The sequence below is a fragment of the Bacillus sp. 17RED48 genome, assembly GCF_019837545.1.
Lineage (GTDB): Bacteria > Bacillota > Bacilli > Bacillales > Bacillaceae_G > Bacillus_A > Bacillus_A wiedmannii.
The window spans coordinates 288,163-301,594 of record NZ_JADAXG010000002.1 but is presented as its reverse complement, the minus strand read 5'-3'; the positions used below and the strand labels follow the sequence as shown (position 1 = coordinate 301,594).

At 34.9% G+C, this 13,432-nt stretch carries 15 protein-coding genes; all 15 read left to right on the top strand.

Annotated elements, in window-relative coordinates; genetic code table 11:
• The first annotated feature begins 309 nt into the window (after window positions 1-309).
• The 15 genes from flgB to ILT06_RS08110 all read left to right on the top strand — a co-directional run bounded on the left by flgB (window position 310) and on the right by ILT06_RS08110 (window position 13,406).
• Window positions 310-717: a flagellar basal body rod protein FlgB gene (gene flgB / locus ILT06_RS08180; RefSeq protein ID WP_001113102.1), complete on the top strand. Its 408-nt coding sequence runs from the start codon at window positions 310-312 to the stop codon at window positions 715-717.
• Window positions 718-737: 20 nt separating this feature from the next.
• Entirely contained in the window at window positions 738-1,151 is a 414-nt protein-coding gene (gene flgC, locus ILT06_RS08175; RefSeq protein ID WP_042511534.1) for a flagellar basal body rod protein FlgC, read from the top strand.
• Between the two features lie 16 nt (window positions 1,152-1,167).
• A complete protein-coding gene (fliE, locus tag ILT06_RS08170) occupies window positions 1,168-1,467 on the top strand; it encodes a flagellar hook-basal body complex protein FliE (RefSeq protein ID WP_000701682.1) in 300 nt (99 codons plus the stop codon).
• Window positions 1,468-1,489: 22 nt separating this feature from the next.
• Complete coding sequence (locus tag ILT06_RS08165) at window positions 1,490-3,064, top strand: flagellar M-ring protein FliF C-terminal domain-containing protein (RefSeq protein WP_048566831.1); 1,575 nt, start codon at window positions 1,490-1,492, stop codon at window positions 3,062-3,064.
• 13 nt (window positions 3,065-3,077) lie between these two features.
• Window positions 3,078-4,082 (top strand): flagellar motor switch protein FliG, encoded by a 1,005-nt coding sequence (locus tag ILT06_RS08160; protein ID WP_000883360.1) that lies wholly within the window; start codon window positions 3,078-3,080, stop codon window positions 4,080-4,082.
• Window positions 4,069-4,755 carry a FliH/SctL family protein gene (locus ILT06_RS08155; RefSeq protein WP_154131549.1) on the top strand — a complete coding sequence of 229 codons (687 nt, stop codon included), beginning with the start codon at window positions 4,069-4,071 and terminating at the stop codon, window positions 4,753-4,755. The genes ILT06_RS08160 and ILT06_RS08155 overlap by 14 nt, the downstream gene beginning before the upstream one ends.
• Window positions 4,752-6,056, top strand: coding sequence for a flagellar protein export ATPase FliI (fliI, locus tag ILT06_RS08150; protein WP_098111828.1), 1,305 nt, complete (start codon window positions 4,752-4,754; stop codon window positions 6,054-6,056). Before ILT06_RS08155 ends, fliI begins: the two co-directional genes overlap by 4 nt.
• 116 nt (window positions 6,057-6,172) lie before the next feature.
• Window positions 6,173-6,583, top strand: coding sequence for a hypothetical protein (locus ILT06_RS08145; RefSeq protein ID WP_048566834.1), 411 nt, complete (start codon window positions 6,173-6,175; stop codon window positions 6,581-6,583).
• Window positions 6,584-6,593: 10 nt separating this feature from the next.
• Window positions 6,594-7,709 carry a flagellar hook-length control protein FliK gene (locus ILT06_RS08140; RefSeq protein WP_048566925.1) on the top strand — a complete coding sequence of 372 codons (1,116 nt, stop codon included), beginning with the start codon at window positions 6,594-6,596 and terminating at the stop codon, window positions 7,707-7,709.
• A 3-nt stretch (window positions 7,710-7,712) separates the two neighbouring features.
• The gene (locus ILT06_RS08135; protein ID WP_001143481.1) at window positions 7,713-8,285 is read left to right on the top strand and encodes a flagellar hook assembly protein FlgD; all 573 of its coding nucleotides are present in this window, start codon (window positions 7,713-7,715) and stop codon (window positions 8,283-8,285) included.
• 21 nt (window positions 8,286-8,306) lie between these two features.
• Complete coding sequence (flgE, locus tag ILT06_RS08130; RefSeq protein WP_098111827.1) at window positions 8,307-9,620, top strand: flagellar hook protein FlgE; 1,314 nt, start codon at window positions 8,307-8,309, stop codon at window positions 9,618-9,620.
• A 49-nt stretch (window positions 9,621-9,669) separates the two neighbouring features.
• Complete coding sequence (locus tag ILT06_RS08125; protein WP_000213334.1) at window positions 9,670-10,008, top strand: DUF3964 family protein; 339 nt, start codon at window positions 9,670-9,672, stop codon at window positions 10,006-10,008.
• A gap of 308 nt (window positions 10,009-10,316) precedes the next feature.
• Window positions 10,317-10,802, top strand: a complete 486-nt coding sequence (locus ILT06_RS08120) for a LysR family transcriptional regulator (protein ID WP_154131550.1) — start codon at window positions 10,317-10,319, stop codon at window positions 10,800-10,802.
• A gap of 120 nt (window positions 10,803-10,922) precedes the next feature.
• Window positions 10,923-11,831, top strand: a complete 909-nt coding sequence (locus ILT06_RS08115) for a chemotaxis protein (RefSeq protein WP_064459934.1) — start codon at window positions 10,923-10,925, stop codon at window positions 11,829-11,831.
• 627 nt (window positions 11,832-12,458) lie between these two features.
• The gene (locus ILT06_RS08110) at window positions 12,459-13,406 is read left to right on the top strand and encodes a DNA-binding domain-containing protein (RefSeq protein WP_154131560.1); all 948 of its coding nucleotides are present in this window, start codon (window positions 12,459-12,461) and stop codon (window positions 13,404-13,406) included.
• Window positions 13,407-13,432 lie beyond the last annotated feature (26 nt).

Genomic DNA, 13,432 nt, shown 5'->3' with positions numbered 1-13,432 from the left:
AGACTTCCGCTGGTTGAGGTTTCATTTTATGACTGTAATGAAATAATAGTAGTAATCTAAATAATATGAAAATGAACTTTAGTTTGTAAATCATATATTGAAATGTTTCATAGATTATTGCGTGAATACAGTTTTTTTGTATTCTTTTTTATATTTTTGTATTTTTCTAAAGACAACAATGGAAAAATGGAATAAAATATGTAAGGGTACATGATTGTTAATATTTTAATAAACACATATAAGAAAATAAATAATGAAGTGAAACTTCCATCAGTGGATCATGAAGTTAAAAAAGAAAGGGTGTGGAATATGCCAGATTTAGTGAGTGATGTAGGCCATTATATGAATTATTTAGTGACGAAACGAAATACTGTTTCTAGTAATATTGCAAATGCGAATACACCCGGCTATAAAGCACAAGATGTAACATTTGCTGAGCAAATGAATAAAAGTAGTGCATTATATAAGAACAATGCTGCGGACTTAAAGAGTAATCCAAATTTATATCAAACGAATGAAATGCACTTACCGACAGTGAATACGAAAAATACATATGCAAAGATGCAAACAAAATCAATGCAAACGAATAAAGATGGAAATAGTGTGGATGTAACGACAGAAATGCTAGATTTAATGAAAGCAAATCAGTTATACGGTATTTCAATTAACGCGATTAATACACAATATGCAATTAACCAAGCGGCACGCGGACGTTAAAAGTAGAAGGAGAGACAACGATGTTTCAGGCAATTAATGCAAGTGGCTCAGGGCTAACGACAGCGAGAAAGTGGATGGAAGTTACTTCTAACAATATTGTAAATGCAAATACAACGGCTGCTCCGGGGGCGAATTTATATGAGCGTCGTAGTGTAGTGCTAGAATCAAACAATAGTTTTGCAAATATGTTAGATGGGTCTCCTACAAATGGAGTAAAAATAAAAAGTATTGAAGCAGATAAAACTGAAAACTTAGTGTATGATCCAACACATCCGCATGCAAATGAAGAAGGATATGTACGTTATCCAAATATTGATGTGACTGCTGAAATGACGAATGTAATGGTTGCCCAAAAAATGTACGAAGCGAATACAAGTGTATTAAATGCGAATAAAAAAATGCTTGATAAAGATTTAGAAATTGGTAGAGGATAAGGGGGAATATAGTAATATGAAAATCCAACCGATGTTAAATACGCAACCATTTGGAGCAATTCAGTCAATTGGTGCACCGAAAACGTCTCAAACATCTGTAGTTGAGGGGAAAAAGTTTATTGATTTATTGGAAGATATGAATCAAACGCAAAACAATGCGCAAACAGCAGTATACGATTTACTAACTAAAGGGGTAGGGGAAACGCATGACGTTTTAATTCAGCAGAAGAAGGCAGAATCCCAAATGAAAACGGCTGCTCTCGTACGTGATAATCTTATTGAAAATTATAAGTCACTAATTAATATGCAAATTTAGGAAAGTGGACGGGTGTGTTTAAATGGAAAAGATAAAAAATGTTATCCAATCATTAAAAACGTGGCATAAGTTAGTAATCGGTGCTGCGCTTTTAGCGATTGTAACAGGAGCACTTTTATACTTCACCTTGCCAGATAAATATGTTGTTGTATATCAAAATTTAAATGATACAGATAAGCAAGAGATTACAGCAGAATTATCGAAGTTAGGTGTCGATTATCAATTAGCGGCCGATGGTTCGATTCGTGTGCAAAAGAATGATGCTCCATGGGTTCGAAAAGAAATGAATGGGATGGGCTTACCGTTTAATTCTAAAAGCGGTGAGGAAATTTTATTAGAAAGCTCGCTCGGTTCAAGTGAGCAAGATAAAAAAATGAAGCAAATTGTCGGTACGAAAAAGCAATTGGAGCAAGATATCGTAAGAAACTTTGCGACAGTTGAAACGGCAAATGTTCAAATTACATTACCTGAAAAAGAGACAATTTTTGATGAAGAAAAAGCAAAAGGAACAGCGGCAATTACTGTAGGTGTGAAACGTGGCCAATTATTAACGGCAGATCAGGTTGCAGGTATACAGCAAATGATTAGTGCAGCAGTTCCGGGTGTAAAAGCAGAAGAAGTAAGTGTGATTGATAGCAAAAAAGGTATTATCTCAAAAGGAGCAGATGAAGCGCATTCTACTAGTTCCTCTTCTTATGAAAAAGAAGTAGAGATGCAGCAACAAATTGAAGGTAAATTAAAGCAAGATATTGATGCAACGTTAATGACGATGTTTAAACCGAATGAATATAAAGTGAATACGAAAGTGTCTGTAAACTATGATGAAGTTACACGCCAGTCAGAAAAATATGGTGATAAAGGTGTACTTCGTAGCAAACAAGAGCAAGAAGAAAGCTCTACTGCACAAGAAGGAGCAGAGACGAAGCAAGGCGCTGGTATTACAGCGAACGGCGAAGTGCCAAACTACGGTACGAACAATAATCAAAATGGTAAAATCGTCTATGATAATAAAAATGGTAACAAAATTGAAAACTATGAAATAGATAAAACAGTTGAAACAATTAAGAAACACCCAGAATTAACGAAAACAAATGTTGTAGTATGGGTAGACAATGATACGTTAGTAAAACGAAAAATGGATATGACTACTTTCAAAGAAGCAATCGGCACAGCTGCTGGCCTTCAAGCTGATCCGAATGGAAACTTTACAAACGGTCAAGTTAACGTTGTAACTGTTCAGTTTGATCAGCCGAAAGAAGAGAAGAAGAAAGAGCCAGAAGAAAGCGGTATAAACTGGTGGTTATTCGGTGGAATTCCAGCTGGTTTATTAGCGATTGGTGGTCTAGTATGGTTCTTATTAGCAAGACGTAAGAGAAAGAAAGAAGAAGAGGAATATGAAGAATACTTAGCAGAAGAGGAAATTGCTGCAAGTAATGAAAGTATTATGGAAATTCCTGAAGAAAAAATAGTACCAGAGCCAAAACCAGAACCAGAAGAACCGAAAGAACCGACGTTAGATGAACAAGTGCATGATGCTACGAAAGAACATGTAGAAGGAACTGCAAAAGTAATTAAAAAATGGTTAAATGGACAGTAAGGGAGGAACAACGATGTTAGATGAAATCTCCTCCAAAGAAAAAGCTGCCATCCTTATTCGTACATTAGAAGAAGGGGTGGCAGCAAAAGTCATTGAATATATGACGGCTGAGGAAAAAGAAGTATTACTTCGTGAAATCGCGAAGTTTCGTGTATATAAACCGGAAACGTTAGAAAATGTACTAGGGGAGTTCTTGTATGAATTAAATGTAAAAGAATTAAACTTAGTGACTCCGGATAAAGAATATATTCGTCGCATATTTAAAAATATGCCAGAAGACGAACTAGAAAAATTATTGGAAGATCTTTGGTATAACAAAGATAATCCGTTTGAATTCTTAAATTCACTTGCGGATTTAGAACCGCTTCTTACTGTACTTAATGATGAATCGCCACAAACGATTGCGATTATCGCTTCTTATATTAAACCGCAGCTTGCTTCTCAATTAATTGAGAGATTACCAGATCATAAGCGAGTAGAAACGGTAATGGGGATTGCGAAGCTAGAGCAAGTTGATGGTGAATTAATAAATCAAATTGGTGATTTATTAAAATCAAAATTAAATAATATGGCATTTAATGCAATTAATAAAACGGATGGCTTGAAAACAATAGTAAACATTTTAAATAATGTTTCACGAGGTGTTGAAAAAACAGTCTTTCAAAAGCTGGATGAAATGGATTATGAGTTATCTGAGAAAATTAAAGAAAACATGTTTGTATTTGAAGACTTACTCGGACTTGAAGATCTTGCACTTCGTCGTGTATTAGAAGAAATTACAGATAACGGTGTTATTGCGAAAGCACTTAAAATTGCAAAAGAAGAAATTAAAGAGAAATTATTTACATGTATGTCTTCAAACCGTAAAGAGATGATTCTAGAAGAATTAGATGGCTTAGGGCCGCTTAAGATGACGGATGCTGAAAAGGCACAGCAAACGATTACAGGCACAGTGAAAAAGCTAGAGAAGGAAGGAAGAATTATCGTTCAAAGAGGTGAAGATGATGTCCTTATTTAAAAACAGAATTCCGAAGAATTCTGTTTCTTTTTCTGAAGAAACGTATGAATTACAATTTCCAAAACCAATACCAGTTCAAGTCGAAGAAGAAATACAGGTGGACCATGAAGAGCTTCTTGCACAGCAACAATCATTACATACTGAACTGAATCAACTAAGGCAAGAACAGCAAATGCTAGAACGAGAGCGTCAACAGCTATTGCAAGATAAAGAAGAATTTCAAATGCATATTCATGACCAAATGGAACAGATGGAAGCAGCACGTATGCAGTTTCAAAAAGAACAACAAGAAACAGCATATGAATGGACAGAGTTATTATGGAATCAATCTTTTCAACTAGCAGAAAAAATCGTGAATCAAGCGGTAGATTCACGATTGCTTGATGTGTTACCCATTTTAACTGGTATCGTTCAAACGTTGCCTACTTCGTTTGAAAAATTAGTCATTACAGTACATCCAGAAACATTTGAACGTATTCAAGAAGAGAAGGAAAATACGAAAGAGTATTGGTTACTACAATTAGTAGAATGGAAATATGATTTCTCCTTACAGTTCGGTGAATTTGTTCTAGAAGAAGAGAAAGAGTTCTTTGAATTTAAATTTGCACCTATATTTGCGAAACTTCGCCAGAAATGGGAAGAAGAGAAGGTATTTGAGGAGCAAAATGTATGAATCGACTATTAATGAATGAAAACCATAAATGGAATACGTTTATTGAAACCCCGTTTTATACGAAAGTCGGTAAAGTTCATAGTGTACAAGAACAGTTTTTCGTAGCGAAAGGGCCAAAGGCGAAAATTGGAGATGTTTGTTTCGTTGGGGAACATAATGTTTTATGTGAAGTGATTGCGATTGAAAAAGAAAACAATATGCTACTTCCGTTTGAACAAACAGAAAAAGTATGTTATGGAGATTCAGTTACATTAGTTGCAGAAGATGTTGTCATACCTCGTGGTAATCATTTACTCGGAAAAGTGTTAGGCGCAAATGGCGAAGTACTAAATGAGGATGCAGAGAATATTCCATTACAAAAAATAAAACTAGATGCCCCGCCTATTCATGCATTTGAACGTGAAGAAATTACCGATGTATTTGAAACTGGAATCAAATCGATTGATTCTATGCTAACAATTGGCATCGGTCAAAAGATTGGTATTTTTGCAGGTTCTGGTGTTGGTAAATCTACTTTACTCGGAATGATTGCAAAAAATGCAAAAGCTGACATTAATGTTATTAGCTTAGTAGGAGAACGTGGCCGGGAAGTAAAAGACTTTATTCGAAAAGAATTAGGTGAAGAAGGAATGCGAAAAAGCGTCGTTGTTGTAGCGACGTCAGATGAAAGTCACCTAATGCAACTTCGTGCAGCGAAACTTGCAACGTCTATTGCTGAATATTTCCGTGATCAAGGTAATAACGTACTACTTATGATGGACTCTGTTACTCGTTTTGCTGATGCGCGTAGAAGTGTTGATATTGCCGTTAAAGAGTTGCCGATCGGTGGTAAAACACTCTTAATGGAAAGTTATATGAAGAAGCTGTTAGAGCGCTCTGGGAAAACACAAAAGGGATCCATAACAGGTATTTATACCGTACTCGTTGATGGGGATGATTTAAACGGACCTGTACCAGATTTAGCACGAGGTATTTTAGATGGGCATATTGTGTTAAAGCGTGAACTTGCAACACTTAGTCATTACCCTGCTATTTCAGTGCTAGACTCAGTGAGTAGGATTATGGAAGAAATTGTTTCGCCAACTCATTGGCAACTTGCAAATGAAATGAGAAAAATCTTATCTGTTTATAAAGAAAATGAATTGTATTTTAAATTAGGGACGATTCAAGAAAATGCAGAAAATGCTTATATTTTTGAATGTAAAAACAAAGTAGAAGGTATAAATACGTTTTTAAAACAAGGTCGATCTGATAGTTTCCAATTTGATGATATTGTTGAAGCGATGCACCATACAGTATAAGACCTCAGCCCAAGAGGTCTTATTTTTTTGTTTTTTAATATTTCACAGATTTTTTTGGAAAAAAACTATATAATAGAAAAAGAGAACGTTATAATAGGAAGGGGCTATGAAAACAGGTGGATAAGCAGCAGTACGACACGATAAAATTGCAAATAAATCAAGAAAAAGAACAGATTTTGAAAGAAGTGTATGAATTAACAGGTGAAAAAAGAAAAATAGAACAAAAAAAAGAATATGATTTATATGTAGTAAAATCGCGTAGTAAAGTCGTACAAACTGGGCAGCGTATAATGGCCGGTATGCTTTCGTCACATACGTTTTCACCTGAAAGAATAGAAGAATGGAATCGGAAAATTAAAAAAACGGAAGATTTTATTCGAAAAAATGAAAGCCTTTTAGAGCAAGTAAAAGAAAAAGAACGTGTCATTGATGAGATGTATCAAGAAGGTTGTAGAAAGCTTGCTAAAGTACGAGAAAAGCAGGAAGAAAAAATGCTTCTTGATTTGAAAATGTGTATGAATGGATGAGGTGAATATAGTGATACAGTCTGTATTACCGGTGCAACAAAGTTTACCTCCGCAAAAAGAAAAAGGGCTAGAAGTACAATCAAAAAGTGAAGATTCTTCATTCGATCGTACGATGAGAATGGAAAATAAAAAGCAGCCGAAAACGGAGAAAATGAAACGAGAAGAAGCACCAAAAGAAGAAAAAAAAGAATATATTCTTTCTAAACAATCAGTAACGAAAGAAGAGCCAATTGTAAAGAAAGAAGAAAAAAAAGAGACAGAACAGTTACTATTAGCAGTATCTGAGCAAATGGTTGCAATTGAACAATTACGTGTGCAGCCGGAATTGTTATATCAATACATACAAAAAATACAAGAGCTATATAAAGAATATGGGAATATAAAACTTAACGAATTACCCGCCAATGAATTACAACAGTTGCAAGAGCTTCTTTCAAATATGAATATCAAAAATGCTATATGTTTAGAAGATACAATGCAAATGGTATTAGACAAAATGAAGATGCCGGAGCAAACGATGCAAGTATTGAAAGTGGTAGAAACAGAAACTTGTAATATTGCAAAGAAACAAGAAGATTCCAAAAACTTAGATGTAGATCTTCCAAAAGCTGAGGGCGATGATGTAAAGATAGAGTTGCCTGAAGGTGATGTGTTAAACGATTCGAGTTCAACGGGTGCGGAGTTATTAAATAAAGCAACGGGTACGGATCAAATAGGAAAATCAAATAGTGGCGCTGAGAAAGTTACGTTACCTGACTTAGGAAAGAAAATGGAAGCACAAGTAGAAGCGTTGCAAAAATTTGTAGTGAAACAAGAGCGTGTTTTATTTCAGTTAAATCCAGAAAAACTTGGTACATTAACGGTGTTTATGAAAAAACATGGAGATCAAATTGATGTTCACGTAGAAATGGAAAAACATGATGCGAAAAAACGTGTTGAAATCATTTTTGATGAATTGAGACTGAAGTTAAAAGAAAAAGAAATCAATATTCAAATTAGCTATTCAGATAAAGATGAAAATCGAAAAGAACAGCGAGAACAAGAGCAAAGACAAAAACAAAAATTAGCAAGTACGAAACATGAAAAACAACATGCAAAAGAATTTGCGGGATTATTGGAGGAATAAAGTGTGCCAACAGTTGGATTAAATACAACGAGTACAAATCATATTCCGTTACAAGCAGGAGCACAAACAAAAAACGCATCTGTTACTGGTGCACAGTCGACAGCTCAACAAGCAAACGGAGTATCAGCAAGTACTCAAAAAACACCCGGTATTATGGATAAAGATGATTTCCTGAAACTTTTCTTAGCAAGCTTTCAACATCAAGACCCGTTTAATGCGATGGATATGAACCAAATGATGAACCAAACAGCACAGCTATCGCTTATGGAGCAAGTACAGAATATGACGAAAGCAGTAGATAAACTGCAATCAACGATGTATTCGACGGCTCTTGATGGAGGGATGAAGTTTTTAGGAAAGTACGTTAGAGGTGTAAGCAATAATGGAAAGCAAGTGACTGGTCAAGTGGAAACAGTTCGACTTGCTGAAAATAACGATGTGCAACTTATTGTTGATAATCAAGTTGTCTCACTTCGTTTCATAGAAAGGGTTTCTGATAAACCGATAACAGAAACTAATCCGGAAGATGAGAAGAAAGATGATATAGAAAAAAATGAAGAGGTTAAGCCAGATTAATAAAAGGAGTGTACAAAGGTTATGATTAAAGCGTTATATACAAGTATTACAGGGATGAATGCAGCACAAAATGCATTAAGTGTTACTTCAAATAATATTGCAAATGCACAAACAGTTGGATATAAAAAGCAAAAGGCTATATTTGATGATTTGCTATATAATAATACGGTTGGTTCACGTGGTGATGGTGCTTATGCTGGCACGAATCCAAAGAGTATTGGTAACGGTGTAAAGTTCAGTGGGACATCTACAGATTTTAGTGATGGTTCTATTACTTTAACTAGTGATAAGATGGAGACAGCGATAGAAGGAAACGGTTTGTTTTTAGTTGGTGATCGTAATGCTGGAAATGTAGAGTATACGAGAAAAGGGTCTTTTAGTGTATCGAAAGATAGCTATGTTACAAATACAGGTGGACAGTATGTACTAGGTTATGGTGTAAAAACAGGAACACAAGAAGTAGATTTTTCTTCACGACCAAGCCCAATTCATATTCCAATGGGATCAGCTGTTGGTGGGATTCAAACAGATAAAGCGACAATAGGCGGAAACCTTCCTAGAAACCAAAATGCATTATCTCACGAATTCACAGTTTTTGATGCGGAAGGAAACTCGTTAACGTTACGTGTAAATATTAAACAAAAGACTACAAAAGAGACTGTAGATGGTAAAGAAGTTGAAAAGCCAGTGCCAGGCGAATATACATATTCAGTTTCTGTAAGAAATGATTCTAAAAACGAAAAAGAATTTAAGCCTATTGAAGGTATGCCGGACAACAAACCTCTTATATTTGATACATTAGGGAATTTAAAGCAAACAGATGAACCCGTACAAAAAGATCCAGTAACTGGTGAAATTACTAAAGGTGGAACGGTTGATATTCCTTTTGGAAAGGGATTGAAACTGGATTTAAGTGGTTTAACAAATTATCCGACAGGGAAAACTATTTCTACAACAGAAGTAACGGGGCGTCCAGCTGCAATTGCAAATGACTACTCTATTTCTGACGGCGGTTTCGTTATGATGAAATATTCAGATGGTAGTATGAAAGTTGTAGGACAACTAGCTATAGCTACATTCCCGAATTCAGGTGGATTAATGAAAACTGGGAATGGAAATTACGTTGCGACACCATCAGCGGGTATTCCAGGAGTAGGTGTTGCTGGTGAGAATGGTGCAGGTAATGTACGAGGATCAGCAAAAGAAAGTTCAAACGTAGATTTATCAGTAGAATTCGTTGATTTAATGCTTTATCAGCGCGGATTCCAAGGAAATGCGAAAGTAATTAAAGTGTCAGATGAAGTATTAAATGAAGTTGTAAACTTAATTCGATAATATATCATAAAGTAAAATTGTAATGTAGTAGAAAGGGTTTTTTATTCGTATGACGACAAGACAAGAGCGAATTTTACAATTGCCTTTTTTCGAAAATAAACGTGAACTTGCAGAGCAAGTGTTGAAAATGGAAAGAGAAGAGCATATATATTTACCTGATCAATTTGAAATTAAGCAAGTACCTGCATATTCATTTGGTGAAAAGCAATCAATTATTGGCCGTATTCATGAGTTTTATTTCGTAAGTGTTGGTAGCGAAGGAGAATGGAAGTATCAACTGTTTAAGGACGAGATGAAGTGCCGTGAGTTTTTTATTACACTATCAGGGATAACGGATCAGCAGATTGCATTTTGGTTCAATAACATCGAGTTATTGAAAAGCTCTTAAAAAGACCTTAAAAGCTCTTTTTAGGGTTGAAGAGAGGACCTAGCGTTGTTTTGGAGCGGTTAGTGCCTAATAGGGCCGCGACTGGTGTGTAAGGACAGAGGTATGGAGAGTTACTAGGGTAGTATAAGAAGAGGTAAGCAAAGTTTAGTGTGGAGAAACAGTTATGATCCAGACGAGCTCCTATTTGTAAGAATAGAGCTATGGAGGCGTACGGAGATAGTTGGGAATGAGATAATCATTTCATATTAGGCCAGCGCCTTCTGGATAGTATGTGACGATAGATTTCTATAAAAGGAGAGGTGAGGAGGATGGCGCAGAATAAGTATCGCGTTACATTCATTTCGCCAAGTGAGGTTGAGCAGCGGACTGTAATGGCGGCGAGTAGTTTGCCAGATTTAATTCGTAAAGTAGAGAGTATTATTGCAGATCCGAACGGTTACTTTGTAAATGATAAAAAAAATAATTGCTATTTTAAAGTGATTAAAGAAAATGTTACGTTTATTCAATATGAGTTACTGTTTTCGGATAAGGAAATTCATATTGAAAAATTAAAACATATAGCACCATCTATATTGAAACAATTATTTAAAAAAATAAATGATCCAGAATTATATGCGCTTGCGCTACTTGATGTTGATATAGCGACGAAAGAATATGTGCTAGAAGAAATGGATTCGGAGCTAAGAATAAGAGTAGAAACGGGGCTTTCGAAAAAGTGGGAAGCAATGCCGACAGAAATTGTAGGAGCACAAGAAGTATTATTAGAGGCACTTGCTTCGTTTATACAAGATTAAGCGTCTTTTAAAATAAATCGTTCGACTATCTATATTTTTCATATAGGTAGTTGACTTTTTCGGTTTAATAAAGCTTAATAATTAGATATACGGAATTAATGGAAGGGGAGCGACACCTTTATGTCACAAGCACAAAGTATTTTATTAGAAAGTGGAACAAATGAATTAGAGATTGTCACATATACTGTTGGTGAAAACCTATTTAGTATTAATGTAATGAAAGTACGTGAAATCATTAATCCATTCCCTGTTACAACTGTTCCAGAATCTCATCATGCAGTTGAAGGTGTTGTTCAAGTACGTGGTGAAATTTTACCTGTTATTAATTTAGCAACGGCTCTTAATTTAAAATCAACAAAGCCACTTGATCAAACGAAATTTATTATCTCTGAATTAAACCAAATGAAAGTTATTTTCCGCGTTGATGAAGTGCATCGTATTCAACGTATTTCGTGGGAACAAATTGATGAGCCAGCTTCATTATCTATGGGACTAGAGGAAACGACATCTGGTATTGTAAAGCTAGATGGAAAAATCATCTTACTATTAGATTACGAGAAAATTGTATGTGAAATTAGCGGTACTGGCTATGACAATAAATCACTTGCAGGTTTAGAGCAAAAAACGGATCGAGCTGAAAAAGTGATTTATATTGCAGAAGATTCAGCAATGCTTCGTCAAATATTAGAAGAAACATTATCATCAGCTGGATATACGAAAATGAATTTCTTCAGCAATGGTGCAGAGGCATTAGCACAAATTGAAAAATTAGCGAAAGAGCAAGGGGAAAAAATGTTTGAACATATTCACCTGCTAATTACTGATATTGAAATGCCGAAAATGGACGGACATCATTTAACGAAAGTTGTTAAGGATAGTGAAGTAATGAATCGTTTACCGGTTATTATTTTCTCTTCATTAATTACAAATGAATTATTCCATAAAGGCGAAGCTGTAGGAGCAAATGCTCAAGTAAGTAAGCCAGATATTCAAGAGTTAATTGGCTTAGTTGATAAGTTAGTACTTTAAAAGCTTTTATTGGCTGGAAGAGAGAATCTAGCGAGGGTCAGTGCCTAATAGAGCCCCTGCGATGTGAGGCCAGATATATGGAGTGGTTTTAGGTCAGTAGAAGAAAAGAGCCTTTAATTGAGGGTTTGAAGAACTGATATACAACTCTATTTTTTTAGTAGGGAGGAGGGGACTAGCCACGTGTAAGTAGTACTGGCTAGTTCCTTTTTTGCATTCTATACTCTGCTGTACAGGTAGGAAGATTAAACATTTCTGGAGTGTTTGTGGCTGTATGAATAGTCTCTACTTCGAGATTTTCAATTCGTTTAATGAATAAATAGCGAGCTTGTTTATTTGAAAATATAAGAGAGCGTATTTTTGGAATATGCTAGTAAGGTTGCGTAGTAACGCAAACTTTTTCGGTGAAAATATATCCGAAATACCATATAATATGATTAATATGCAATTATACATATTAATTTAAAAATCTTTTTTCTATTTCTATACTTTCTATATATTTTTGTATGTTTATTATTTGACAGATAATTTCGAAATGTTATAATATGGATATGTAAAATTTGCTATTTTCTGAGAAGACATGGGAGTCAGATGAGAATTGTGAAAGGATGAGGGGGAGTGACACAGAGTATGTATCACCACACAGCAATCAATGTATTAAGTCTTTTACAAAACATGTCAAATAATAAAATGAACGATGTGCAACTAGAAACGGAATTTAAAAAAATAGAAAAACAATTCCAAGTAAAATATGAAGAACTAGTTGATTTATATAATAGAATGGTATTATTTCAAATAGATATAGAAAAACATGGTGGGATGCGAGCATATGAAAAATCAGCGATTACATGGCTGAAGTCTGAGCTAGAGTTACTGTATGAAGTGTATCAATTTTCCCAACGTCACGGTTTAAACATTATTAATATTTCAAAATACGTTAGTAAAAAAGAACTAAATCTTTTTCCGAAAACAGAAAGTCAATTGCAAAATACGTATTACAAATTAAAAAAATGTGAAATACCGTTTGAAAATATTGAAAAACAAAAACCAGGACGAAAGCGAAAATATCCGCCTGTAAAAGAACCAATTGTTGAAATGAAAAAAGAAAACAAACAAGAATTAAGAAATGAAGTTCCAAATACAGAGACCGAAAAAAATCTTGTAACAGTTATATCTGGTATTGTTGATAATTTTGAAACAATTAGCCAGTGTAGTGAAAGAAAAGAGCGTGGACTACATCAGTTCATGGAAGGAATCTATAAGCTTTCTAGCATGGCTGCAGAGCGTTCAAAGGATGAAAAGAACGCACGTGGACTCGAAGGCGAATTGCATGTATTACGGGCTGAAAATGAAAGGCTAAAGCGAGAAAAGGAAGAACTTGTTCATGATATAAAAGAAATGACGCATCATTTAATTCATTTCATTACGAGCTCTGATATTGATCAAATTCGCACATTGCCTTTCTTCGTAAAAGAATGTAAACAAGATTTGCATAAATTAGGGTTATATAACGCACAAGACGGTAAAATGAAAATTATGGTTGATCGTAGTGGACAGGTTATGAGTGTAACGCAGTAATAAAATTTGGGTACAAAATAAAAGGG